Origin of the sequence: Rhodococcus wratislaviensis (assembly GCF_041228765.1) — a bacterium.
Classification (GTDB): Bacteria; Actinomycetota; Actinomycetes; order Mycobacteriales; family Mycobacteriaceae; genus Rhodococcus_F; species Rhodococcus_F wratislaviensis.
Window position 1 is genome coordinate 2,458,256 of record NZ_CP150488.1, and the last position, 24,306, is coordinate 2,482,561.

The window sequence follows — 24,306 nt, forward strand, 5'->3', positions numbered from 1 at the left end:
GATCGGGCGGTCAGTTGACGGGCTGAAGATGGAATGGGGTGAAGGAGGTGGTGGCGTCGAACCAGCCGTTGTTCGGATCGTCCATCGATCCGTTCCATGCGGCCGACGCGGACGGTGAGCCGAGGTCGTGGAAAGTGCTCCGGTAGAACAGCAGCGGGTCCTTGCCGCTGGATTCGGCCGCGACGATCTCACCGATGAAGATGATGTGATCGCCACCGTCGTACTCGGCCCACGGCCGGCACGACAACGTGGCGGCGGCACCGCAGATGATGGGGGCGGTCGGCCCGTCGGCCCACACGGGTTCGGGGTTCTGCGGTCGCCCGGCGAAATGCATCGCGGTGTCCACCTGGTCGGCGGCGAGAATGTTGACGGCGAAGGGTGCCTTGCTCAAGTAGTTGCAGGCCTTGGACTTTCGGGTCAGGGTGATCTGGCACAATCTCGGCTCGATCGAGACGGCGGTGAAGGCGGTGACCGTCGCTCCGTGCGGCAGGCCCTCGGAGTTGGCGCACGTGATGACCGTGACTCCGCTGGCAAACTGCCCGAAAATGTTCCGGAGTTCGCGTTGCTCCATGCTCGGAGCCTCCCTTCCTGTCCGGGGCGCTGATGAGGTACGGACGAAGGTACGACCGTGGGAACGGCGCGTCGATCCGCTGAGCGCGGAGGTGATCCGCTTTGCGCGGTGACTTGGATCACGCCGAAAATTGCAATCGAAGGTGTCCGTAGTCACACTGGTGCCATGCAGCCCGCGTCCAAGCTGATTCGCCCCGAAGATTGGGACGAAGCGTCGCACGTGGTGTCGGACGTGTACTTCCCACACCGGCTGACCCCGCTGAACAGGTCCAACGCGGGCAACACCGTCGCGGAGGCGGTGGAACTCGGGCCGGTCAAGATCACCCACATCGGCTGGGGCGCGGACGTGTCGATCCAGTCGGACCACCCCGGCGCGTATGCGATCAACGTGCCGCTGTCGGGGCATCTGGAATCGGTGACCGGCAAGCACGAGGTGTCGTCCGTGCCCGGGGCGGGAACGATATGCCCGCCCGACACGACGACGCTCATCACCGACTGGAGCAAGGACTGCTCCATCATCGGCGTGCGCGTCGACCGCGACTACCTGCACCGCGAGATGGCGCGGATCCTGGCGCGGCCGGGACTGCGACTGCCCCCGCAGTTGGATCTGACCAGCGAGAACGGTGCCAGCTGGCTGGCCCTGGTGCGGTCGCTGCTCGACCAGATGCTGCGGTCGGACGGCATCTACACGAACCCCCTCGTCGCCGAGCAACTGTCGGGGGCGGTCACCACGGCGCTGGTCCTGGCAGCGGTCCCGGACGACGAGACGGCCGGTGCCGGTACCCGGCCGCGCATCGTCAAGCGCGTCATCGACGAGATCCACGCCGATCCTGCGCGGGCGTGGACGGCGGCCGAGATGGCCGAGATCGCGGGTGTCGGGGTTCGGCGCCTGCAGGAGGGATTCCAGGAGTACGTCGGGGTGAGCCCCCGCGACTACCTGCTGGACGTCCGGCTCGAACGCGTCCACGACGACCTGCTGCGCGCGGACGGTTCGTCGACGGTCGCCGAGGTCGCGATGCGCTGGGGTTTCACCCACACCGGCCGGTTCGCGGCGGCGTACCGGCGGAAGTACGGCGTGGCCCCCTCGGAAGCACTCCGGGGCTGACGGTCCGGCGTCAGCTCACGTAGGAGAAGATCGTCGCCATTCCGGCGGCAAGGTGATAGTCGTTGTGGCAGTGCGTGATCCACTGGCCCGGGTTGGTCGCGTCGATGTCGGCGGCGACGGTCTGTCCGGGGAGCACGATCACGGTGTCCTTCCGCGGTCCGGAGCCGTCCGGCCGGGCCACGGCGAACGTGTGCCCGTGCAGGTGCATGGGGTGGAACATCATCGTGGAGTTCGTGTAGACCAGCCGTACCCGCTGGTCCCGGTGGACGGTCAGCGGCGTGTGGTCGGGATAGGCGTGGCCGTTCACCGTCCACGTGTACTGCTTCATGTCGCCGCCGAGGGACGCCTCGAGGGTGACACCCGGGTCGACGACGGGTAGCCGGACGGCGTCGGTGGCCCTCAGGTCGGCCACGGTGAGCGGGGGAGGGCCCAGTTCGCGGGGCGCCACGGTGGGGTCGGGGGCGGCGCCGCCGCCGGTGCGCACCACCGCGAATCCCTGCGCGCCCTTCCCCTCGGCGACAGCGACCAGCGGGAACACCCCGTCCTGCAGGGTGACGACGGCGTCGTACCGCTCGCCCATACCGATCAGCACCGAATCGGTGTCGACCGGTTCGACGGGGAGCCGTCCGTGTCGGTGACGGTCAGCCGGTGGCCACCCAGCGCGACCCGGAACGCGGTGTCGTCGCCGGCGTTGATCAGCCGGATGCGGGCGCGTTGCCCCGGCCGCGCCGTGAACACGGTCGGATCGCCGGGTGGTTTCCCGTTCAGCAGGTACACGGCGTACCGGACGTCGCCGGAGTCACCGCCGAGCACGGGCGACGTCATCTCGGGCATGGACGCCATCCGCCCGCCGCGGAGCGCGTCGAAGACCTGCGACGGCGTGCGGTCGGTCAACCAGTCGGACAGCACGACGACGAACTCGGTGTCGTAGTTCGCGGGTGTCCCGGGATCGTCGATGATCAGAGCCCCGTACAGCCCTCGGCCGCGCTGGAGATCGCCGTGCGTGTGGTACCAGTAGGTGCCCGGGTCGGGCGGGATGAAGTCGTAGACGAACTCTGTGCCCGCCGGTATCGGGGCCTGTGTGACATCCGGGACCCCGTCCATGTCGTTGCGGATGGCCAGCCCGTGCCAGTGCACCGTGGTGGAATCCGAGAGCTGGTTGCGAAACCGCACCTGGACCCTGTCCCCGACGTTCGCCCGGAGTATCGGGCCCGGCAGTTGCGTGTTGTACAGCCACGCAGCGGTGCGCGTACCTGCGATGTCGACGTCGGATTGTGCCGCGGAGAGTTCGTAGGCGACCGGTCTGCCCCCGGGAAAGCGGCGTTCCTCGGCCTCGGCGTACGCGCGTACGTCCGGAGAGTCGGGCCCGATCGCGGCCTCGGCGTCGTCGGTGCGGGAGCAGGCCCCGGTGAGCCCGAGCAGTGCGGCTCCCGCTCCCCACTGCAGCACGCGTCGCCGGGACAACTGCACGTCGAGTGGACGGTTCCCAGGCATCCCCGCTCCTTCCGCGGGTGACCGTTTCCCGTGACGCTACTCGGGCGGGTCAGGCCAGGGCGCCGATTCGCGCCCGGTCGCGCAGTGCGATGAGTTCGCGGGCGTGCGCCTCCAGTTTGCGATCCTCGTCGGACTGCGGAACCCACTGCCGCGCCGCCGTCGCGGCGCCGTCCTCGTCGACGGCGGCGACCACGGTGAGGCAGTGGGTGGTCAGGTTCATCTCCCGGGTGCGCGGGTCACCGGACCGCACGTGCACCGAGATGTGCATGGTCTGCGCGCCGGTGTGCAGCAGGCGGGCGTCGACCTCGACGACGTGACCGATCTGGATCGGGCGGTAGAAACGAACCCCGCCGGCGTAGACGGACACGCACGGTGTGCCGTTCCACGACGTGCCGCACAGGTAGGCGGCCTCGTCGATCCAGCGCATCACGGTTCCGCCGTGGGTCTTGCCGCCCCAGTTGACGTCGGTGGGCGCGGCGAGGAACCGGGTGAGCGATTCCGGTGCGGTGCCCGCGTCGGTGTAATTCTGCTTGCTCATCGCCTCTTCGATGTCGGCTCGCAGGCCGATGCGCATGACCGCTTCTTCGGACTCCGCTCGGTCGGTGGCGGTGACGGGCTGCCACGGCGGCACACTCGTCGGCTTTCCGGAGTCGTCGACGGCCACGAAGATGATCAGGCAGTTGCTGGCCTCGGTGAACTGCCCGGTCCGCGGGTCGGCCGACGACACGGTGCACTGGATGTGCATGCTCGAGCGCCCCGTGTGGACGAGCCGCGCTTCGACCTCGACGAGGTGTCCCGACTCGATGGACCGGGTGAACTTGATGTTTCCCACGTAGGCGGTGACGCAGTAGCTCCCGCTCCAGCCGACCGCGCAGGCGTAGGCGGCCTTGTCGATCCATTCGAGGATCCGGCCCCCCTGGACGGCCCCTCCGAGCGTCGCCACCTCGGTGGGTGCGGCCAGGAAGCGGAGGGTGATGCTGCGGGGAGGCGTGGTCATCGATGTGATCCTCGGGAATTCGACGTGGCCGGCACGAGGGCGCGAACCGGGGACGGCGAAACGTCGTTGTCCGCCGGTGGCGGGGAAATTATCCCACAGATGCACCCAGCCGACCCGTCCGCGATGTGAACAGACCGGAGGTTGACGAATGCGTGTGACCACGCGCACACTCGACATCGACCGCACAGCGTTCTCAATGTACGCACAGCGTACGAGTGATCGGATCAGGTGATGACCTCGACGTCGACGACGACCGCACCTCACGTGGACCGGGCAGGCCTCGACCACGTCGACCGGGAGTTCTACCTCCCCGCGCAGCGAGTGCTGCCATGGAAGGCGAACCTCGCGGCGCTCCCCGGCGAACCGGGAACTCCGCTCCGCATCGCGGGGGTGGTGCGCTCACGCGACGGCGATCCACTGTCGGGGGCGGAACTCGAGATCTGGCACGCGGACGCCGACGGCTGCTACTCCGGGTACTCCGTCGAGATTCTGCGCAACAACCTGCGCGGCATCGTCGTCACGTGCGCCGGTGGCCGCTTCGACATCTCGACCGTGCGGCCCGCACCGTGCGAATTCTCCAGCGCCCGGAGCGAAGCCGACGTGGGTCACGTCAACGTGATCGTGCATGCGCGGGGCTTCCGTCCGCTCGAGACGCGGCTGGTTCCGACGCCGGGCGCGTCGCGGGAAGTGGGCGCGTCCGCCGTGGAGTCGCCCGTCGGCGTCAGTGCCGGCGGCGAGGTCGCCTGCGACTTCGTGCTCGACCCGGTCTGACCGACGTGACGCCGTCAGCCGGCGTAGCCCATGTCCGAGCTCAGTGCGGCCGCGGCGGCCAGGACGCACGGGACGGCCTGTTCCCGGAACTGCACGGGAGTGTTGCGCGCGGACGACGTGGAACAGGCGACGACCCCGACCACTGTGCCGCCTGCGTCGCGGACGGGGGCGGCCAGCGAGATCAGCCCCTTCTCCAGCTCCTCGGACGTCAGGGCGAATCCCTGCTCGCGGACCTTGGCGAGTTCCCGCTCGAGTTCGGCTGCCGTGCCGATGGTTTCGGGCCCGAGTTTCTGGAACGTGGACTCGGCGACCACCCGCTCGACCACGTCGGCGGGAGCCCAGGCGAGGAGCGCGCGGCCCATGGATGTGGCGTAGGCGGGGACGCGGGTGCCGACGGAGACGTTGATGCTCATGATCCGCCGGACGGGGACTCGAGCCGCGTACACCACGTCGGCGCCGTCGAGTACGCCGAGCGACGCGGACTCCTGGGTCTTCTCGGCCACCTCGAGCAGTCGGGGCATCGCGGCCTCGATCAGCGCGTGCGACTCCGAGTAGTGCTGTCCGATGCTGAGCACACGGGGGGTGAGCGACCACCGGCCGCCCGCGCCGGCGACGTACCCCAGCTTCTGCAGGGTGAGCAGGATCCGGCGGACGGCGGGGCGCGACAGTCCCGCTTCCGTGGCGAGTTCGGCGAGCGTGGGGTTCGGGCGTTGGGCGTCGAACGCCAGCAGCACGGCGAAACCGCGCTCGATGCTCTGGATGTAATCGCGATCGCTCTCGGTCATTGCGGCCTCCACCAGCGATTCGTGTGCGTATTCGGACTCGGGGTTGACATTTCAATGTGACTGCGCGCACAGTAGTGATGTACGCACAGCGTGATAGTAGTACGCAGAGCGTACAAAAGGCAAGACCCTCGGCGCGTGAACACCCACCGCGCCGCCCAAAACTCGATACAGCCCAATCCGCTCCCCTCCCAGCCCAAGGAGAAACAGATGACCACCACCGAGAGCCCCACCGCCGCCGGATCCGGCTCCGCCGCGACCGACAAGTTCAAAGCCGAGCGCGTCACCGCCGACACCTCGCCGGAGCGGCTCGCGGCCATTGCCAAGGATGCGCTCGGCGCACTCAACGACGTGATCCTGAAGCACGGCGTCACCTACCCCGAGTACCGCGTCTTCAAGCAGTGGCTCATCGACGTCGGCGAGGGCGGCGAGTGGCCGCTGTTCCTCGACGTGTTCATCGAGCACTCCGTCGAAGAGGTTCTCGCCCGCAGCCGCAAGGGCACCAAGGGCAGCATCGAGGGCCCGTACTACATCGAGAACTCCCCCGAGCTGCCGTCGAAGTGCACCCTGCCGATGCGTCCCGAGGACGAGAAGATCACCCCGCTCGTCTTCTCGGGCCAGGTCACCGATCTCGACGGCAACGGCCTCGCAGGCGCCAAGGTGGAACTGTGGCACGCCGACAACGACGGCTACTACTCGCAGTTCGCCCCGCACCTGCCCGAGTGGAACCTGCGCGGCACCATCATTGCCGACGAGGAGGGCCGCTACGAGATCACCACGATCCAGCCGGCGCCCTACCAGATCCCGACCGACGGCCCGACCGGTCAGTTCATCGAGGCGCAGGACGGTCACCCGTGGCGTCCCGCGCACCTTCACCTCATCGTGTCCGCGCCCGGTAAGGAATCGGTGACCACGCAGCTGTACTTCAAGGGCGGCGAGTGGATCGACAGCGACGTCGCGTCGGCAACCAAGCCGGAACTCATCCTCGACCCGAAGACCGGTGACGACGGCAAGAACTACGTCACCTACAACTTCGTGCTCGACCCCGCGTGACCCGTTCCACCCGTAGAGAAAGTGATCCGATGACCGACCTGTCGATCGTTTCCGTCGAAACGACGATCCTCGATGTGCCGCTGGTGCGTCCCCACAAGTTCGCCACCACGTCGATGACGGCGCAGCCACTGCTGCTCGTCGCCGTCACGACCGCGGGCGGCGTGACCGGCTACGGCGAGGGCGTCGTCCCCGGCGGCCCGTGGTGGGGCGGCGAATCGGTGGAGACGATGCAGGCGATCGTCGAGCGGTACATCGTCCCGGTGCTGCTGGGGCGAGGTGTCGACGAGATCACCGGCATCATGTCGGACATCGAACGAGTCGTCGCCAATGCCCGTTTCGCGAAGGCCGCCGTCGACGTCGCTTTGCACGACGCCCGGGCCCGCAGCCTGGGTGTGCCCGTGCACACGCTGCTCGGCGGCGCCTTCCGGAAGAGTGTCGACGTCACGTGGGCCCTCGGCGCCGCACCCGCCGAGGAGATCATCGAGGAGGCGCTCGGGCTCGTCGAGTCGAAGCGGCACTTCAGTTTCAAGCTGAAGATGGGTGCGCTCGATCCCGAGGTCGACACTGCCCGGGTAGTCCAGATCGCGCAGGCTCTGCAGGGCAAGGCCGGCGTCCGCATCGACGTCAACGCCCGCTGGGACCGGCTCACTGCGCTGAAGTACGTGCCCCGCCTCGTCGAAGGCGGCGTCGAACTGATCGAGCAGCCCACGCCCGGTGAGCAGCTCGAGGTCCTCGCCGAGCTCAACCGACTCGTCCCCGTCCCGGTGATGGCGGACGAGAGCGTGCAGACTCCGCACGACGCCCTCGAGGTCGCTCGGCGCGGAGCCGCGGACGTCATCGCCCTCAAGACCACCAAATGTGGCGGCCTGAAGAAGAGCCGCGAGGTGGTCGCGATCGCGAAGGCAGCCGGAATCGCCTGCCACGGAGCCACGTCCATCGAAGGCCCGATCGGCACCGCGGCGTCCATCCACTTCGCGTGCGCGGAGCCCGGCATCGACTTCGGCACCGAACTGTTCGGGCCGCTGCTGTTCAGCGAGGGTTTGCTGCAGGAACCGATCCGCTACGCCGACGGTCAGGTGTTCCTGCCCGAGGGACCCGGCCTCGGAATCGAGCTCAACATGGACGCAGTCAAGACCTGGACCAGGAACTAAGGAGCACACCACCCGATGGCACTCTTTCACGTCCGCATGGACGTCGCCATTCCCCGCGACCTCGACCCGCAGGTCCGGGACGAGACCATCGCCAAGGAGAAGGCGTACTCGCAGGAGCTCCAACGCTCCGGTAAGTGGCCCGAGATCTGGCGGATCGTCGGGCAGTACAGCAACATCAGCATCTTCGACGTCGAGTCGGCCGACGAACTGCACGAGATCCTGTGGAACCTTCCACTGTTCCCGTACATGAACATCGAGATCATGCCGCTCACCAAGCACGGTTCCGACGTCAAGTAGGCCCTCCGGGCCCGTGCGTGGTTAGCGAGTCTCTGGACTCGTCAACCACGCACAGGCGGCGGAGCCGCCTATTTCTGCTGCGCCAGCAGCTGGTCCACCGCGCGCACGCTGAGGACGTGGTCGAGTGCCATGGTGGCGCTGCCGACGACTCCCGACAGTTCCCCGTGCGTCCAGGGGAGGATCTGAAGCTGTTGGGTGGCAACGGCGATGGCGTTGCCGTACAGGGTTTCGCGTAGCCCGGCGACGAACGTGTCGTAGGCCTGCGCCATGTCACCGCCGACAATCACGACCTCCGGATTGAGGAGGTTGATCGCACCCGACAACACTTCGCCGATCTGCCGTCCGCTCTCGCGGATCATCCGCCGGGCCTCGGCGTCCCCGGCCAGGGCGAGGGTGATCACGTCGCGGATGTGGGTGACTTCGCGTCCCTGCTCCTGCAGATTGCGGACCAGCGCCCACCCGCCGGCGACGGCCTCGATACACCCGACATCACCGCAGCGGCACACGACTCCTTGTGCCGCTGCGGTTTTCGTGTGCCCGATTTCGCCTGCCGCGCCGAGGGCACCACGCTGGAGGACGCCACCGGACACGAGGCCGGCGCCCAGACCGGTCGACGCCTTGATGAGCAGCATGTCGGCGAAGTCGCGGCGTTCTCCGCGCCGCTCCGCCAGCACCATGACGTTGGCATCGTTGTCGACGAAGACGGGTGCGTCGGTGACGTCGGCGAGGAACGGCTGGAGGGGGACGCCGTCCCAGCCCGACATCATGGGGGAGTTCAGGCTGCACCCGCGTTCGGTGTCGACGGTTCCGGGGAGGCTGATCCCGATCCCGACCGTCCTGCCCGCGGTCTCGCCCAGACTCTCGCGCAGTGCGATGAGGCGTTGAGCGATGACGGGCATCAGCTCGGCCGGGCTGGTGCCGATTTCCTGCTCCACGTCCTCGGCGACGATGACATCGCCGGCGAGGTCGCAGATGGCCAGCTGGGTGCGGCTCCGGCCGATGGCCGCCGACAGCACGACACCGGCCTGAACGTGAAATGAGAGCTTCACCGGCGGTCGACCCCCGGTCGAGACACCCTCCTCGCGTTCGACGACGAGCCCCGACGCCTGAAGCGAGGAGACCCGCGCCGCGACCGCGGTGCGGGAGAGGCCGGTGAGGGTGCCGATCTCGGTGCGCGTCGTTGCTTGCCCTGCGCGAATGAGGGCGAAGACGTCGCCACCCGTCGCCGGGGAGGTCGTCGAGCGAGGCGTCCGCATGCAGGCCATTCAACCAACCGGACACGCGTCTGACAACGTAAGGCCCGGATCTTTGTTCGCCGAAATACTTAAGTCTGTATTGATCGAAAGCGAAAGGTCGCCTACTGTCGTCTGTGACGGCCCACACATCCGGCTTTCAGAGGGAGATGACATGTCACCAGCGACCACCGTGGAACCGTGCGATTTCGTCGTGTTCGGCGGAACCGGCGACCTGGCGGTTCGTAAGCTGCTTCCCGCGCTCTACCTGCGCGACAGGGACGGCCAGCTGCCCGCCGAAACCCGCGTGATCGGTGCCTCGCGAGCCGGTCTCGACACCGACGGTTACCGCGACAAGGTGCGAGGCGAACTCGCGCGGTTCGTGTCCGGCGATCAGCTGGATTCGGACACCTGTGAGCGATTTCTCAATCGCCTCGAATACATCTCCGTCGACGCCGCGGACCCCACGAACTGGGCGGGCCTCAGCGAGTGTCTCGCCGCGCGGGAAGGGTCGATCCGGGTCTTCTACCTGGCGTGCGCTCCCGGTCTGTTCGGGCCGATCTGTGAGAACCTCGCCCTGAACGGTCTCGCCGACGCGCAGTCCCGCGTCGTGCTGGAGAAGCCGATCGGACACGACCTCGCCTCGGCCCGCGCCGTCAACGACGCGGTCGGCGCCGTGTTCGAGGAGTCGCAGATCTTCCGCATCGACCACTACCTCGGCAAGGAGAGCGTCCAGAACCTCCTGGTCACGCGATTCGCCAACACGTTCCTCGAACCGCTGTGGAACTCCTCGTCGATCGACCACGTGCAGATCAACGTCGCCGAGTCGCTCGGAGTCGGCAGTCGCGGCGGCTACTACGAGTCGGCGGGTGCCCTGCGCGACATGCTGCAGAACCACCTCCTGCAGATGCTCTGCCTCGTCGCGATGGAACCGCCCACCTACGTCGACCGCGAGACCGTCCGAGACGAGAAGCTCAAGGTCCTCCAGGCCCTCAAGCCGATGAGCCCGCAGGACGTCGAACGCTGCACCGTCGCAGGCCAGTACGGCCCCGGCCTCGCCGACGGGATCGCCGTCCCCGGATACCAGGAGGACGTCGAGAACCCGGAGAGCACCACCGAGACGTTCATCGCCGTCAAGGCCGAGATCCAGAACTGGCGTTGGGCCGGCGTGCCGTTCTACCTGCGCACCGGCAAGCGCATGGACCGGCGCTGCTCGGAGATCGTGGTGCAGTTCAAGCCCGTCCCGCACCCCATGTTCCCCGGCAGCGAGGGCCACAGCGAACCCAACCGCCTGGTGATCCAGTTGCAGCCCCACGAGGGCATGCGGCTGCACATGACGGCGAAGGAACCCGGCCCCGGCGGTATCCGGCTCAAGCCGGTGTCGTTGGACCTCAACTACATCGAGACGTTCAAGCGTCCGTCACCCGACGCCTACGAGCGGCTGCTGATGGATGTGGTCCGGGGTAACCCGACCCTGTTCATGCGCCGCGACGAGGTCGAGGCCGCCTGGGAGTGGGTCGAGCAGATCCTCGTCGGCTGGGAGAAGTCCGAGCGCGCCCCGCGCCGCTACCCGGCGGGCACCAACGGACCCACCGACGCAACCACCCTGATCGAGCGCGACGGCCGCGCCTGGCACGAAGGAGTCACCGCATGACCGACGCACCCACACCGACGGCCGACGTGCACCCCGTCCTCGCCGCCGTCACCGAACGCATCATCGAGCGCAGCAAGCCCGAGCGCACGATCTACCTGGACCGTATCCGTCAGGCCGCCGACCGCGGTCCGGCGCGCGGCAAGCTGGCCTGCGCGAACCTCGCGCACGGATTCGCCGCGTCCGGCCCGGCCGACAAGAAGGCGCTGCGCAGCTTCGTCAAGCCCAACATCGCGATCGTCTCGTCGTACAACGACATGCTGTCGGCGCACCAGCCGTTCGAGCACTTCCCGCGGCAGCTGAAGGCCGCGGTCATGGAAGCCGGCGGCATCGCCCAGTTCGCCGGTGGTGTCCCCGCGATGTGCGACGGCATCACCCAGGGACGCGACGGCATGCAGCTGTCGCTGTTCAGCCGCGACGTCATCGCGATGGCGACGGCGATCGGACTTTCCCACGACATGTTCGACGGTGCCCTCATGCTCGGTGTGTGCGACAAGATCGTGCCGGGAATGCTCATCGGCGCCCTGGGTTTCGGTCACCTCCCGACGATCTTCGTCCCGGCCGGGCCGATGACGTCCGGTCTGCCCAACAACGAGAAGTCGCGCGTGCGGCAGTTGTACGCGGAGGGCAAGGCCGATCGCGAGGAACTGCTCGACGCGGAGGCGGCGAGCTACCACGGTGTAGGCACCTGCACGTTCTTCGGCACGGCCAACTCCAACCAGCTCCTCATGGAGGTCATGGGCCTGCACCTGCCCGGATCGAGCTTCGTGAACCCGGGGACCCCGCTGCGCGAGGCTCTCACGTCGGAGGCGGGAAAGCGCGTCACCGGTCTCACCGCGCTCGGCGACGACTACACGCCGGTCGGCGAGGTCGTGGACGAGAAGGCCGTCGTCAACGGCTGCGTGGCGCTGCTCGCCACCGGCGGTTCGACCAACCACACGATGCACCTCGTGGCCATCGCCCGCGCCGCGGGAATCACCCTCACGTGGGACGACCTGTCGGAACTGTCCGCGGTGGTGCCGCTGCTCGCCCGGATCTACCCCAACGGCTCCGCGGACGTGAACCATTTCCACGCGGCCGGCGGCCTCGGCTACGTCGTGTCGTCGATGCTGGACGCGGGACTGCTGCACGAGGACGTGAAGACCGTCGTCGGCCCCGGGCTCCGCCGCTACACGGAGGAACCGAAGCTGTCCGGCGAGGGCGTCGAATGGCAGCCGGGCACGCGAATCAGCCTCGACACCAGCGTGTTGCGCGGACCGGAAGATCCGTTCGACGTCAACGGCGGCCTCAAGATGCTGACCGGAAACCTGGGTTCGTGCGTGATGAAGACGTCGGCCGTCCACCCGGACCACCGTGTGGTGACCGCTCCGGCCAGGGTCTTCGACGATCAGCTCGACTTCCTGGCCGCGTTCGAGGCGGGCACGTTGACCGGTGATTTCGTCGCCGTGCTCCGGTACCAGGGCCCGCGCGCCAACGGCATGCCCGAATTGCACAAGCTCACACCGGTACTCGGTGTTCTGCAGGATCAGGGCCGGAAGGTCGCGCTGGTCACCGACGGCCGGATGTCGGGTGCCTCCGGGAAGGTTCCCGCGGCCATCCACCTCACCCCCGAGGCGGCCGCGGACGGACCCCTCGCGCGGGTGCGTGACGGCGACGTCCTCACCGTCGACGCGGTGACCGGATCCGTGAACGTGCACCTCGACGACGAGGAACTGGCCGCCCGCCCGGCGACCGGTCGTGCGCTCGGTGCCGACGAATGGGTCGGCACGGGGCGCGAACTCTTCGCCGGCCTGCGAGCCGCTGTCGGACCGGCGACCCAGGGCGCCAGCGTTTTCCACCCCCAACCCGTCTAAGGAGTATTCAGTGACGAACAGCCCCTCCCTCCTCGACCGCGTCCCGGTCATCCCCGTCGTCGTCGTGGACGACCTCGGCGACGCAGTGCCGGTGGCCCGCGCGCTGGTGGCCGGCGGCATCCCGATGATCGAACTGACCCTGCGCACGCCCTGCGCGCTCGACGCCATCAAGGCGATCGCGAGCGACGTGCCGGAAATCTGCGTCGGCGCGGGCACGATCGTGGAACCGGTACAGGCCGCGCAGGCGGCCGACGCGGGAGCGCAGTTCCTGGTCTCGCCGGGGAGCACCGAAACTCTGCTGAAGGCCATGACGGACACCGGACTGCCGCACCTCCCGGGTGCGGCGACGGTCTCCGAGGTGCTCTTCCTGCTCGAGCACGGCTACCGCGAACTCAAGTTCTTCCCGGCAGAGGCGTCGGGTGGCGCGAAGTTCCTCGGCTCGATCCACTCACCCGTTCCGGCGGCACGGTTCTGCCCCACCGGCGGCATCTCGACGTCGAACGTCGGCGACTACCTGTCGCTGCCCAACGTCGGCTGTGTCGGCGGATCCTGGCTCACGCCCGCCGACGCCGTGAAGCTGAAGGACTGGGACCGGATCAGCGGACTCGCGCGTGAGGCGGCGGCACTCGCCCGGTAGCAAGGGAAGCGGCGCGGTACGGTGATGTCGTGCGCGACAGTGACAACGGTGACTCCCAGCGGCCGGGTTCTCAGTCCTCGCTGAAGTCCGCCAACCAGCACCGTGTGGTCCGCGCACTCCAGACATCGGGTGAGCTCACCCAGGCGGAGATCGCGCGTCGCACCGGGTTGGCCCCCGCCACCGTCTCGAACATGGTCAAGGAATTGACCGCGGCCGGGATGGTCGCCGTGCCCGGCGGCGACCACCCGGGCCAGCGGGGCCGTGCGGTGAAGCTGACCCGCAAGATGGGGCTCGCGGTCGGGATCGACTTCGGGCACCGCCATCTCACCGTTGCCGTCGCCGACATGGCCCACCAGGTGCTGGCCGAGGAGCGCGTCGAACTCGGCGCGGGGCACCGCGCCGAGGACGGCGTGGTGCAGGCGGGCGCTCTTCTCGACGCGGCCCTCGATCGCCTCGGCTGCGACCGTACGTCCGTTCTCGCGGTCGGCATGGGTCTGCCGGCGCCGCTCGAGACCGATACCGGTGAGGTCGGCGGCCCGTCGATCCTCCCGGGGTGGGTCGGTGTCGACGCGGCAGCCATCGCGTCGGAGTATCTCGGCACCGCGGTGCACGTCGACAACGATGCGAACCTCGGCGTGCTCGCCGAACACATGTGGGGAGCGGGCCGGGGAACCACCGATCTCGCCTACATCAAACTGTCCGACGGAGTGGGTGCCGGACTCGTCCTCGACGGCCGGCTGTACCGCGGAAGAGGCGGCACCGCAGGCGAAATCGGCCATCTGACACTCGACGAGTTCGGTCAGGTATGCCGCTGCGGCAACCGCGGCTGCCTCGAGACCCTCGTCGCCTCGCACGTCGTGATCGGCCTGCTCGCACCGAGCCGCGGCCCCGACCTCACCATCGCCGACATCGTCGCGATGGCCGAGGGCGGAGATGCCGCCTGCATCCGGGTGCTCGCCGACACGGGACGGCACGTCGGCGTCGCCGCAGCGAGCCTGTGCAACCTCGTCAATCCCGAACGTCTCGTCATCGGCGGTGAACTCGCGCTGGCCGGGGAACTGCTGCTCGGGCCGATGCGTGAGGTGGTCGGACGCTACGCGGTGCCCAGCGCGGTCCGTTCCCTGGACATCCGCGTCGCCGAACTCGGTCCCCGGGCGCAGGTGCTCGGTGCCGTCGCGCTGGGTCTGCGATCCGCGCTTCCGGCCTGACTGTTCGCCGCTGAATTCTCACATCAGTTTGTGGGGTGAACTCTGAGCTCGTGACGGTCAGGTCGTTCATTAGTGAACATTTGCGCGGTGGTGTTCGTCTATTTGTGTTCACATCTTGACGGTTCCCTATTCCGTTGCCTACTGTGTTCCACACCACAACGAATGCGCTCTCGCGCAGGCCTCGGCTCGATCCGAGACTCGATCACCCCCTTGCTCACGAGGAGTCCCATGACTGAAAACGTCCTGTTGCCCGGTGCGGAATCGCCCGGCGACACAGCAGAGGGCACTTCGGTTCCCGTCCGTATCGCGGTCGTCGCCGCACTCGGCGGGTTGCTGTTCGGCTACGACAGTGCGGTGATCAACGGCGCGGTGTCGGCGATCGAAGGCAAGTTCCAGGTCGATTCCGCTCTCCTCGGATTCGCGATCGCCTCGGCACTGCTGGGCGCCGCGGCGGGAGCGATGCTGGCCGGGCGGATCGCCGACCGGTACGGACGCCTCGTCACCATGCGGGCCGCTGCCGTGATGTTCCTGCTGAGCGCCATCGGCACCGGATTCGCGGCCAACGTCGAGATGCTGGTGACGTTCCGGATCGTCGGCGGCATCGGAGTGGGGCTGGCCTCGGTCATCGCACCCGCCTACATCGCCGAGATCTCGCCCGCCCGGGTGCGCGGACGTCTCGGGTCGCTGCAGCAACTCGCGATCGTCACGGGCATCTTCGTCTCGCTCCTGGTCGACTACGCCCTCGCCGCCCTCGCCGGTGGGTCGCAGGAAGAACTGTGGTTCGGGCTCGAGGCCTGGCGCTGGATGTTCCTCGCGATGTGCGTGCCCGCACTGGCCTACGGACTGCTGTCGCTGACGATTCCCGAATCCCCGCGCTACCTGATCGCCCAGGGCCGCCTCGGTGAGGCTCGCGGCATCCTCGCGGTCCTGCTCGGCGAGAAGGGTCTGGACCTCAAGATCGAGAGCATCCGCTCGACGCTGGCCCGTGAGACGCAACCGTCGATCCGTGATCTGAAGGGCTCCGCGTTCGGCCTGATGCCGATCGTGTGGATCGGCATCGGACTCTCCGTCTTTCAGCAGTTCGTCGGCATCAACGTCATCTTCTACTACTCCAGCGTCCTGTGGCAGGCCGTCGGCTTCGACGAGGGCAGCTCACTGCAGATCACGGTTATCACGTCGGTGGTCAACATCGCCACCACCCTCATCGCCATCGCCTACATCGACCGGGTGGGCCGGCGACCGCTGCTGATCATCGGCTCCGCAGGCATGGCCGTGACGCTCGCGACCATGGCGTTCATCTTCGGCACCGCGTCCACCACCGTCGTGGACGGTGTCACGACGCCGCAGCTGACCGGACTGCAGGGCCCGATCGCGCTCGTCGCCGCCAACCTCTTCGTGGTGGCCTTCGGAATGTCCTGGGGTCCCGTGGTGTGGGTCCTGCTCGGCGAGGCGTTCCCCAACCGCATCCGGGCCGCCGCCCTGTCGCTCGCCGCGGGCGCCCAGTGGGCGGCGAACTGGCTGATCACTGTGACGTTCCCGTCCATGAAGGACTTCTCGCTGGGAATCTCGTACGGCTTCTACGCTGTGTGCGCCGTGCTGTCACTCGTCTTCGTGTTGCGCTGGGTCAAGGAGACGAAGGGCGTGGAACTCGAAGCGATGCATTCGGATTCGGCCGCGTAGTACCGACCGCGCCACGAAGGAGGCACCCGCGAGGACGTCACTCGTGGGTGTCTTCTTCGTCCTTCATCTGCTCGACTGCCGTCGCGGATTCGCTCACGATCGCGCGCATGGCCGCCTCCGCCGCATCGGCATCGCCCATCTGGATGGACGACGCCACCACGCCGTGCAGGCGGATGGCTTCGGTCTCGGCGACGTGCGGCATCAACGAGTGCCGGGTGCGGCCCTCGAGCACCTCCACGACGATCTGCGACATCGCGCGCAACAGCGGATTCCCCGACGCGGTCAGCAGTGTGCGGTGAAAGTCGGAGTCGTGAGCCAGGTAGGCGTCCGTGTCCGCCGCGCGGGACGTCGACGACATTCCGATGACGGCCGCCGTCAGCGCCCCGCACTGTTCCGGCGTCGCCCGCGTCGCTGCGAGACGCGCGGCGAGAGGTTCGATGCCCGACCGTAGTTCGCTCAGGCTCGACAGCTGCTCGAATCGCTGTGGGCCGGCCAGCTTCCACCGAATCACGCTCGGATCCAGCGAATTCCAGTGCTCCTCACCCAGTACGGTGATCCCGACGCGACGCCGCACGGCCAGCAGCCCGAGGGATTCGAGGACGCGGACCACCTCGCGGACGACGGTGCGGGAGACGGAGTACTGGGTGACCACGTCGTCGGCGGAGATCCGGGTACCGGGTGCGACGACCCCGGCCACGATGTCGCTACCCAGTCGATCGAGCACCGTCTCGTGCAATTGCCGGTACTCGCCGCCGTCTGCGTTGGTCATCCGCCGATGTTCCCACGGTTAGCCCTATTGAACACACGTTGGCGCGCGATTCAGACTCTAAGTAGTACTTAATTTGGTTCGGCCTTGAAATCATATGGTTTATGAGGCAGAGTGACCTGAGTCACGAACAAGGGTCATTCCATCACCGATCTCCCTGGAGCAACAGAATGAGTACCGCGTCACTACTCGCAGCGGCCGACAGTGCCGGCCACGACGCGCGGCTGATCACGGCCGCCGTCGTCGGCGTCGCCGTGATCATCGCGCTGATCACCTGGCTCAAACTCCACCCGTTCCTCGCGCTGTCGATCGGCGCCGTCGGCGTCGGCATCGCCGCAGGTCTGGGTGGGCAAGACTCGGTGAAGTCGTTCGTCGAGGGCTTCGGGGCCACGATGGGCAGCGTCGGAATCCTGATCGGGTTCGGTGCCATGTTCGGCAAGTTGCTCGCCGATTCCGGTGGCGCCGACCGCGTCGTCGACACCCTCGTCGGACGAGCGGGCCCGCGGTCGCTGCCGTGGATGATGGCGCTGGTCGGCGCCGTGATCGGCCTGCCGATGTTCTTCGAGATCGGCCTCGTGCTGTTGATGCCCGTCATCATCCTGGTCGCACGGCGTTCGGGACTGTCGCTGATGCGGATCGCGATTCCCACGCTGGCGGGTCTGTCGGCCATGCACGGTCTCGTTCCGCCACACCCCGGGCCACTGGTCGCGGTCGCGGCCCTGAACGCCAACCTCGGACTCACCCTCGCCCTCGGCGTCCTCGTCGCGATTCCCACCGTCGTCATCGCCGGGCCGCTGTTCAGCAAGCTGGCGGCACGCTGGGTGGACGTCCCCGTTCCCGAGCTCTACGTGACCGTCGAGGACCGGGAAGGCGCCGAGGCCGCCGCCGAGCGTCGCCGGCCCAGCTTCGCGGCCACCCTGTCCGCCATCCTGCTTCCTGTCGTCCTGATGCTGGGCAAGGCGATCGCCGACGTCGTCGCCGCCGACTCGGAGTCGCCCGCGAAGGCGCTGCTCGACTTCCTCGGAACGCCGGTCGTGGCCCTCGGACTCGCGGTGCTCGCCGGGATGGCGCTCCTCGGCCGGGGTGGCGGCATGGATCGCAAGGCCATCGCCGTCTCGCTCGAAAGTTCGCTGCCCCCGATCGCCGGGATCCTCCTCATCGTCGGCGCGGGCGGCGGATTCAAGCAGGTCCTGATCGACACCGGCATCGCCGACGTGATCGCCGACGCGATCAAGGACAGCGCCCTTCCCGTGCTGTTCCTCGCCTGGCTCGTGGCCGTGCTCATCCGCGTCGCCACCGGATCGGCCACCGTCGCGACGGTCACCGCGTCCGGAATCCTCGCACCCGTCGCCGCCGAACTGACCTCCACGCACGTCTCGCTGATGGTGCTGGCGATCGGGTCCGGCTCGCTGTTCCTGTCGCACGTCAACGACGCGGGCTTCTGGCTGGTGAAGGAATACCTCGGCGTCACGGTGGTACAGAACCTGAAGACGTGGACGGTGATGGAATGCATCATCTCCGTCACCGGTCTGGCCGGTGTCCTCGCACTGAGCGTATTCATCTAAAGGGGGCCGAGAAATGTCGAGTGAGGTTGGTGAGATGCACGTGAGTACGCGCGAACCTGCAGGACGCACGCCGCAGACCGCGGATCCGGTCCTCGTGCTGATGGGGGTGTCCGGGTCGGGGAAGTCGACGGTCGCGGGAATCATCGCCGGCGCCATGGGCTGGGACCTGCAGGAGGGAGACGCCCTGCACCCACCCGCGAATGTCGCGAAGATGGCGTCGGGGCAGCCGTTGACCGACGAGGACCGCTGGCCGTGGCTCGATGTCGTCGCGGGGTGGATTCGGGAACACACCGAGAACGGTCTGCCCGGGGTCATCACCTGCTCGGCGCTCAAGCGCAGCTACCGCGACGTGCTGCGGGGCGACAACGTCGTCTTCGTGCATCTCGCCGGGTCGCGGGCGCAGATCGGGGAACGGCTGACGGCCCGGCTCGACCACTTCATGCCCCCGTCGTTGCTGGACACACAGATCTCGACGCTCGAACCGATCGAGCCGGACGAGGACGCGATCGTGGTGGACGTGGGCGGATCACCCACCCAGGTGGCGACCGAGATCATTGCCCGGCTGGAGGAGCGACTGGCTCGGTGAACCTCGGGCAATCGGACGAAAATCCGTCGAAGTCGCTCGGCAACGGGCGACTTCGTCCTACCGTGGCGGGAGGTCTCGGGGAGCGGACGTGACGGTTTCGGGTGCGTTTCTCTCCGGATCGCCCTAGGGTGTCCAGTTGGCTGGACAAGCGTCCGATACAACGGAGGGCAGTATGCGAACGCGTGAATCGATCGTGTGGCACTGGGATGTCAGTCGGCGGGCGCGCATGACGTTCTGGTTTGCCAGGGCTTTCGTCAAACCGCTGTTCACGATATGGCCGACGACGGACCGCGGCATCGAACTGCTGGCGACCCTCGACGAGCTGATCGACCGGCTTCCCAAGCCGAAGGGCCTCGACATCGAGGCGATCTCGCTCGGCGGGGTGCCGTGCGAGAAGATCACGCATCCGCGACCCACGGTCACGTCGATGGACGGCGCCACCATCCTCTACTTTCACGGCGGTGGATTCGTGTTCTGCGGGCTCGCCACCCACCGCGCACTGTGCGGGTTGCTCGCCGCTCGTTCGGGTGCGCCCGTCGTCTCCGTCGAGTACCGGCAGCTTCCCAAGGGGGCGATCGGGGCGTCGCTGGTGGACGCCATGACCGCGTACACCGAGGTGCTGAAGGTCTGCGACGACCCCACCAGGGTGATCGTCGCGGGGGACTCGGCGGGCGGATACCTGGCGATGAAGGTCGCGGAAGTCGCCGCGTTGCGGGGCATCACCCGCCCGGCGGCCGTCATCGGATACTCCCCGCTGCTCAACCTCGACCTCGAGGATCACGACCCCGATTTCATGAAGCGTGATGCGTACCTGCCGATGTCGCAGGTGGCCAAGCTGAAGGACCGCTGGCTGGCCGGGCCCGATCAGATTCCGGGTGCCCAGTCGCCGGTGAACGCGGATCCGGCGCTGTTCCCGCCCGTCTTCCTCACCGCCGCCGAATACGAAATCATGCGGCCCGACGTCGAGATCATCACGGACAGGTTCGATCGCGAGGGACGGCAGATCGAGACCCACATCTGGAGTGGGCAGATCCACGCATTTCCGGTGATCGGCAAGGTGCTGCGGGAGAGCCGCACGATCATCGGGCTCACCGTCGACTTCGCGTCGCGCGCGCTCACGGAATCGAAGCGGCACTCGGCCTGAACGACTGAACGGCAGAACGGGTGGGCCTGTGCCCACCCGTTCTGCCGTTCCGGGCCTATGCGGGGTTGAGGACCCTGCGCAGCAGCGGTGACACCGTGATAAGCAGACCCAGCAGCGCGACTCCCGTGACGAGCACGAGGCCGGAGTGGAACTGGTGGAATCCGGCGCCGCTGACACCGGTGGCCGTGTGCGAGCCGGCGGTGACGAGCGCGGTGGTGAGTGCCAGCACGAGCGCGGCGCCCACCTGCGCGGACGTCTGCACGAGGCCCGACGCCAACCCCTGCTCGGAGTCGTCGACGCCCGACGTGGCCTGGGCCATGATCGACGTGAAGCCCAGTGCGAAACCGACGCCCAGCAGCAGCACGCTCGGCAGGATCGCGACCGCGTAGTGGGGCTGGTCGCTCCCCGCGAAGAGGAACCACAGGTAGCCGAGGCTCAACGAGGTCAGTGCCGCGATGATCATGCGTGCCGTGCCGAACGCGTCGATCAGGCGTCCGACGAACGGCGATCCGAACGCAACGATGATGCCGGCGGGCAGGAGACCCAGTGCCATCTCCAGCGGCGACCATCCGAGCACCGACTGCAGGAAGATGGTCATCATGAACTGGAAGCTCAGGTAGGAGCCGAACAGCGCGACGATGCTGAGGTTCGCCCGCACGATCGACCCGGCCCGGAGGATGCTCAGACGCACCAGCGGGTGCGCCACCCGGTTCTCCGCGACGAAGAACGACGCCAGCAGGGCGGCGGCCAGTGCGAACGAGCCCAGCGTGAGCGGATCGGCCCAGCCGCGGGCCGGTGCCGACACGACGGTGTAGACGGCGAGCAGCATTCCCGATACCAGCGTGGCGGCGCCCACGATGTCGTGTCCGCCGTTGTCGGCGGCGCGGTCGCGGGGGATCAGGACGGCACCCGCGACCAGGGCGAGGACCGCGAACGGCACCGGCATCAGGAAGGTCCAGCGCCACCCGGCGCTGGTCAGCAGTCCGCCCAGGATCAGGCCGGACGAGTAGCCGCTCGCTCCGAAGACGGAGAAGATCGAGAGGGCCCGGTTACGGGCGGGCCCTTCCTTGAACGTGGTGGTGAGGATCGACATCGCGGTCGGCGCGGTGAACGCGGCGGCGAGGCCCTTCACGAAACGACTCGCGATGAGCAGCGTGCCGTTGTCGACGAGCCCGCCGACCAGGGACGCGATCGCGAACACGGTGAGTGCGATCAGGAAGACGCGGCGGCGTCCGAGGAGGTCGGCGGTGCGTCCGCCCAGCAGCAACAGACCACCGAATCCGAGTACGTATCCGTTGATGATCCATTGGAGCGAGGTGGTGGACAGCCCCAACTCGGTTCCGATGGAGGGCAACGCAACACCCACCATCGAGACGTCGAGACCGTCGAGGAACATGACGAGGCACAGCACGGCCAGGACGCCCCAGAGGCGGGGTGTCCAGGCCTGGTCGGTCGACGGGGTGGCGGTGGCGCCCGACGAGGGGGCGAGGTCCGGGGTGGCGTCGCTGATAGTCACAGGGAGAATGTAGATGCACGTGCAATCAATGCGCAAGCACTAATTTCGTTTGCATTTAATTCGCTTGCACCTTTTGCGTACGCGCGCTAGGGTGCGGGACATGAGCTCTGAAGCAGACCTGCGCGGCACGTGGCGGCTGCTCGCGAGCAGATACAACTCGATCGCCTGCGAATTGGATCGTGAGATGCAACACGCTCACGGCCTGAGCATGAGTGATTTCGAGACGCTCGACCGACTGATGGACGCCACCTGCGAGCGACCGCGGATGCAGGACCTGGCGGCCGAGATGTACCTCAGCCCCAGCGCCCTGTCCCGGAGCGTGGCCCGGCTGGAGAAGGCGGGCCTGGTCGCGCGGGCGCTGTGTGAGGCGGACCGGCGAGGCGTGTTCGTCGACGTCACCGACGCCGGCCGCGAGGTGCACTCCGACGCCAAGAAGATTCAGGTGGGCGTGCTTACCGAAAGGCTTTCGGACGCAACCTGATCCGTCAGGTCAACGAGGTGGGTGTCGCGTAGTCGTCGGACGGGAACTCGCCGTCGACGACGGCGGTCACCACGGTGTTCTCGAGCGTGATCGCCCCTCCATGGTTGTCCAGGAATGCGGTGTCCGCGGCGTCGCGACCCGTCGCGATCCGCAGCAGTGCCGAACGCGGGGCCAATCGGGTCGCGTCGACCACACGCCATTCGTCATCGACGAACGCCTCGACGACAGCATGGAAATCCATAGGGTCGCACCCCGGCGCGTACACGGCCACCAGCCGCGCCGGAATGGTGACGGCCCGCAGAAGCGCCACCGTGAGGTGAGCGAAGTCACGGCACACGCCCGCCCCGGACAGCATCGTGTCGACGGCGCTGTCGGTGGATCTGCTCGAACCCGCCTGGTACAGCAGCCGCGACCCCACCCACGTGGTGATGTCCTGCAGCAGTTCCGGGTGCGGCTTGGACAGATTGAATTCACCGCCGGTGAAGCCGAAGAACTTGTCCGCCTCCGCATATCGGCTCGGGCGCAGATACTTCGACAGGTCGTAGTCGGTGACCGGAGGCGAATCAGCTTTACCCGCAACCGAAGCCGAGTACTCGACGTGCAGCGATCCGGGTTCGCTGTCCAGCAGGTGGACGCGAGTGCCGTGCTCCGCCACCATCTCCCGTGCCTCGACACGGTTACCGTCGAGGGTGAACGTCAACGATTCCGACAACTCCGAACCGGGCGTCCGGGCAACCGCGATCTTGAATTCGAGACTGGTGGCGTCGGTGACCGCGATGTCGAGAGTGGCGCTGACGTGACGTTTCATCAGCCCATCCTGGCACCCATCGTCCGGGGGTGCAGAACACCCCCGCCGAAATCAGGCCTGCACGCGCGGCCGCAACCACTCGACGAGGTCGTCGAGAACCTCCTCGTTCTCCGGTTCGTTGAACACCTCGTGGAACAGGTTTTCGTAGATCTCCACCGTGAGATCCTCCGAACCGACGTACTCGGCGATGAGTTCCGTGCCGTGCACACTCGCGAGTCCGTCATCCCGGCCGTGCTGGAGCAGCAGGGGAACTGTCAACGACGGCAGACGCTCCGGCAACCGTTCGGCGGCGAGGATCATCCCGCGCGCAATCCCGGCCGGGACCTTGCCATGGTGGACGAGGGGATCCTCCTCATAGGCCGACACGACCGCAGGATCGCGGGACACCAGCTTCGCGTCGAGCGACTCGACGGGCACCCCGGGGAGGAAGCGCCCCACCAGCTTGCCGATCTCGACCACGATGCGCGGCGTGCCGCTCGTCACGTCGACCGCAGGCCCGGACAGCATGAGTGCCTTCAGATCCTGCTGATGGTCGAGTGCGTAGGTCAGCGCGATGGACCCGCCCATACTGTGCCCGAGGAGGAACCGGTCGGTGCCGGGCCAGTCCGTCGACGCGATGCCGAACAACTGGTGCAGGTCGTCGGTGAACTCGGTCCAGTCCTTCAGATGGACCCGTTTGCCGCCCGACCGCCCGTGCCCGCGGTGGTCGGGCGCGTAGATCGCGAGGTCGAGTTCCCCGAGCCGCTCGATCACATGGTCGTAGCGCCGGGCATGCTCGCCGAAGCCGTGGCACAGAACCAGCACGCCGCGCGGGCGCCGCTCGGGGAGCCACACGTCGTAGACGATGGGAATTCCGCCGACGCCGGCGAAGGATGATTCTCGATGCTGCATGATGCCCCTTCGTGGTCCGAACACGACGACTCAGATCATTGCACGGTGAGGTACCCCGGCACGGGACA

22 protein-coding genes and 1 pseudogene are annotated in these 24,306 nt (G+C 67.6%); 14 read left to right on the forward strand and 9 right to left on the reverse strand.

Annotated features, from left to right (window positions below; all coding sequences use genetic code 11):
- Positions 1 to 10: 10 nt before the first annotated feature.
- The gene (locus WKC72_RS11025) at positions 11 to 571 is read right to left on the reverse strand and encodes a flavin reductase family protein (RefSeq protein ID WP_370182595.1); all 561 of its coding nucleotides are present in this window, start codon (positions 569 to 571) and stop codon (positions 11 to 13) included.
- Positions 572 to 736: 165 nt separating this feature from the next.
- On the opposite strand from WKC72_RS11025, the gene WKC72_RS11030 reads away from it, so the two are divergent.
- Positions 737 to 1,675 carry an AraC family transcriptional regulator gene (locus WKC72_RS11030; RefSeq protein ID WP_370182597.1) on the forward strand — a complete coding sequence of 313 codons (939 nt, stop codon included), beginning with the start codon at positions 737 to 739 and terminating at the stop codon, positions 1,673 to 1,675.
- 10 nt (positions 1,676 to 1,685) lie between these two features.
- On the opposite strand, the pseudogene WKC72_RS11035 reads toward WKC72_RS11030, so the two are convergent.
- A pseudogene (locus tag WKC72_RS11035) lies at positions 1,686 to 3,169 on the reverse strand (multicopper oxidase family protein).
- 49 nt (positions 3,170 to 3,218) lie between these two features.
- Positions 3,219 to 4,166, reverse strand: a complete 948-nt coding sequence (locus WKC72_RS11040; protein ID WP_112302512.1) for an acyl-CoA thioesterase — start codon at positions 4,164 to 4,166, stop codon at positions 3,219 to 3,221.
- Between the two features lie 231 nt (positions 4,167 to 4,397).
- Between WKC72_RS11040 and WKC72_RS11045 the strand changes: the two genes are divergently transcribed.
- On the forward strand, positions 4,398 to 4,937 hold the full coding sequence (locus WKC72_RS11045) for an intradiol ring-cleavage dioxygenase (protein WP_112302513.1): 540 nt from the start codon (positions 4,398 to 4,400) through the stop codon (positions 4,935 to 4,937).
- Between the two features lie 14 nt (positions 4,938 to 4,951).
- Here WKC72_RS11045 and WKC72_RS11050 read toward each other — a convergent pair whose 3' ends face one another.
- The gene (locus WKC72_RS11050; protein WP_112302564.1) at positions 4,952 to 5,722 is read right to left on the reverse strand and encodes an IclR family transcriptional regulator C-terminal domain-containing protein; all 771 of its coding nucleotides are present in this window, start codon (positions 5,720 to 5,722) and stop codon (positions 4,952 to 4,954) included.
- A gap of 207 nt (positions 5,723 to 5,929) precedes the next feature.
- Between WKC72_RS11050 and catA the strand changes: the two genes are divergently transcribed.
- From catA to catC, 3 genes are read left to right on the forward strand one after another with little or no spacing between them, the layout of a single operon-like run.
- Positions 5,930 to 6,772, forward strand: coding sequence for a catechol 1,2-dioxygenase (gene catA / locus WKC72_RS11055; RefSeq protein WP_037230996.1), 843 nt, complete (start codon positions 5,930 to 5,932; stop codon positions 6,770 to 6,772).
- Positions 6,773 to 6,801: 29 nt separating this feature from the next.
- On the forward strand, positions 6,802 to 7,923 hold the full coding sequence (locus WKC72_RS11060; RefSeq protein ID WP_370182601.1) for a muconate/chloromuconate family cycloisomerase: 1,122 nt from the start codon (positions 6,802 to 6,804) through the stop codon (positions 7,921 to 7,923).
- A gap of 15 nt (positions 7,924 to 7,938) precedes the next feature.
- Positions 7,939 to 8,220, forward strand: a complete 282-nt coding sequence (gene catC / locus WKC72_RS11065) for a muconolactone Delta-isomerase (RefSeq protein ID WP_037230994.1) — start codon at positions 7,939 to 7,941, stop codon at positions 8,218 to 8,220.
- Positions 8,221 to 8,288: 68 nt separating this feature from the next.
- Here catC and WKC72_RS11070 read toward each other — a convergent pair whose 3' ends face one another.
- On the reverse strand, positions 8,289 to 9,476 hold the full coding sequence (locus tag WKC72_RS11070; protein ID WP_037230991.1) for an ROK family transcriptional regulator: 1,188 nt from the start codon (positions 9,474 to 9,476) through the stop codon (positions 8,289 to 8,291).
- A 151-nt stretch (positions 9,477 to 9,627) separates the two neighbouring features.
- On the opposite strand from WKC72_RS11070, the gene zwf reads away from it, so the two are divergent.
- The 5 genes from zwf to WKC72_RS11095 all read left to right on the forward strand — a co-directional run bounded on the left by zwf (position 9,628) and on the right by WKC72_RS11095 (position 16,481).
- Entirely contained in the window at positions 9,628 to 11,106 is a 1,479-nt protein-coding gene (zwf, locus tag WKC72_RS11075; RefSeq protein WP_370182602.1) for a glucose-6-phosphate dehydrogenase, read from the forward strand.
- A complete protein-coding gene (gene edd, locus WKC72_RS11080; RefSeq protein ID WP_037230986.1) occupies positions 11,103 to 12,956 on the forward strand; it encodes a phosphogluconate dehydratase in 1,854 nt (617 codons plus the stop codon). Before zwf ends, edd begins: the two co-directional genes overlap by 4 nt.
- A 10-nt stretch (positions 12,957 to 12,966) precedes the next feature.
- Complete coding sequence (eda, locus tag WKC72_RS11085; RefSeq protein WP_370182604.1) at positions 12,967 to 13,593, forward strand: bifunctional 4-hydroxy-2-oxoglutarate aldolase/2-dehydro-3-deoxy-phosphogluconate aldolase; 627 nt, start codon at positions 12,967 to 12,969, stop codon at positions 13,591 to 13,593.
- Positions 13,594 to 13,622: 29 nt separating this feature from the next.
- A complete protein-coding gene (locus WKC72_RS11090; protein ID WP_037230981.1) occupies positions 13,623 to 14,801 on the forward strand; it encodes an ROK family transcriptional regulator in 1,179 nt (392 codons plus the stop codon).
- Positions 14,802 to 15,029: 228 nt separating this feature from the next.
- Positions 15,030 to 16,481 (forward strand): sugar porter family MFS transporter, encoded by a 1,452-nt coding sequence (locus WKC72_RS11095; RefSeq protein ID WP_268789600.1) that lies wholly within the window; start codon positions 15,030 to 15,032, stop codon positions 16,479 to 16,481.
- 37 nt (positions 16,482 to 16,518) lie between these two features.
- Here WKC72_RS11095 and WKC72_RS11100 read toward each other — a convergent pair whose 3' ends face one another.
- A complete protein-coding gene (locus WKC72_RS11100; protein ID WP_005251406.1) occupies positions 16,519 to 17,250 on the reverse strand; it encodes a FadR/GntR family transcriptional regulator in 732 nt (243 codons plus the stop codon).
- A 167-nt stretch (positions 17,251 to 17,417) separates the two neighbouring features.
- Here WKC72_RS11100 and WKC72_RS11105 point away from each other — a divergent pair, with 167 nt between their 5' ends.
- The 3 genes from WKC72_RS11105 to WKC72_RS11115 all read left to right on the forward strand — a co-directional run bounded on the left by WKC72_RS11105 (position 17,418) and on the right by WKC72_RS11115 (position 20,542).
- Positions 17,418 to 18,812 carry a GntP family permease gene (locus WKC72_RS11105; RefSeq protein ID WP_037230976.1) on the forward strand — a complete coding sequence of 465 codons (1,395 nt, stop codon included), beginning with the start codon at positions 17,418 to 17,420 and terminating at the stop codon, positions 18,810 to 18,812.
- A 34-nt stretch (positions 18,813 to 18,846) separates the two neighbouring features.
- Positions 18,847 to 19,398 carry a gluconokinase gene (locus WKC72_RS11110; protein WP_037230974.1) on the forward strand — a complete coding sequence of 184 codons (552 nt, stop codon included), beginning with the start codon at positions 18,847 to 18,849 and terminating at the stop codon, positions 19,396 to 19,398.
- A gap of 172 nt (positions 19,399 to 19,570) precedes the next feature.
- Entirely contained in the window at positions 19,571 to 20,542 is a 972-nt protein-coding gene (locus WKC72_RS11115; protein WP_037230973.1) for an alpha/beta hydrolase, read from the forward strand.
- Positions 20,543 to 20,597: 55 nt separating this feature from the next.
- Here the strand turns inward: WKC72_RS11115 and WKC72_RS11120 are convergent, their stop codons facing one another.
- Positions 20,598 to 22,094, reverse strand: a complete 1,497-nt coding sequence (locus WKC72_RS11120) for an MFS transporter (RefSeq protein ID WP_112302519.1) — start codon at positions 22,092 to 22,094, stop codon at positions 20,598 to 20,600.
- A gap of 64 nt (positions 22,095 to 22,158) precedes the next feature.
- On the opposite strand from WKC72_RS11120, the gene WKC72_RS11125 reads away from it, so the two are divergent.
- The gene (locus WKC72_RS11125) at positions 22,159 to 22,539 is read left to right on the forward strand and encodes a MarR family winged helix-turn-helix transcriptional regulator (RefSeq protein WP_112302520.1); all 381 of its coding nucleotides are present in this window, start codon (positions 22,159 to 22,161) and stop codon (positions 22,537 to 22,539) included.
- Positions 22,540 to 22,543: 4 nt separating this feature from the next.
- Here WKC72_RS11125 and WKC72_RS11130 read toward each other — a convergent pair whose 3' ends face one another.
- Both WKC72_RS11130 and WKC72_RS11135 read right to left on the reverse strand, forming a co-directional pair.
- A complete protein-coding gene (locus tag WKC72_RS11130; protein ID WP_112302521.1) occupies positions 22,544 to 23,347 on the reverse strand; it encodes a transglutaminase family protein in 804 nt (267 codons plus the stop codon).
- Between the two features lie 51 nt (positions 23,348 to 23,398).
- Positions 23,399 to 24,238 (reverse strand): alpha/beta hydrolase, encoded by an 840-nt coding sequence (locus WKC72_RS11135; protein ID WP_037230968.1) that lies wholly within the window; start codon positions 24,236 to 24,238, stop codon positions 23,399 to 23,401.
- Positions 24,239 to 24,306 lie beyond the last annotated feature (68 nt).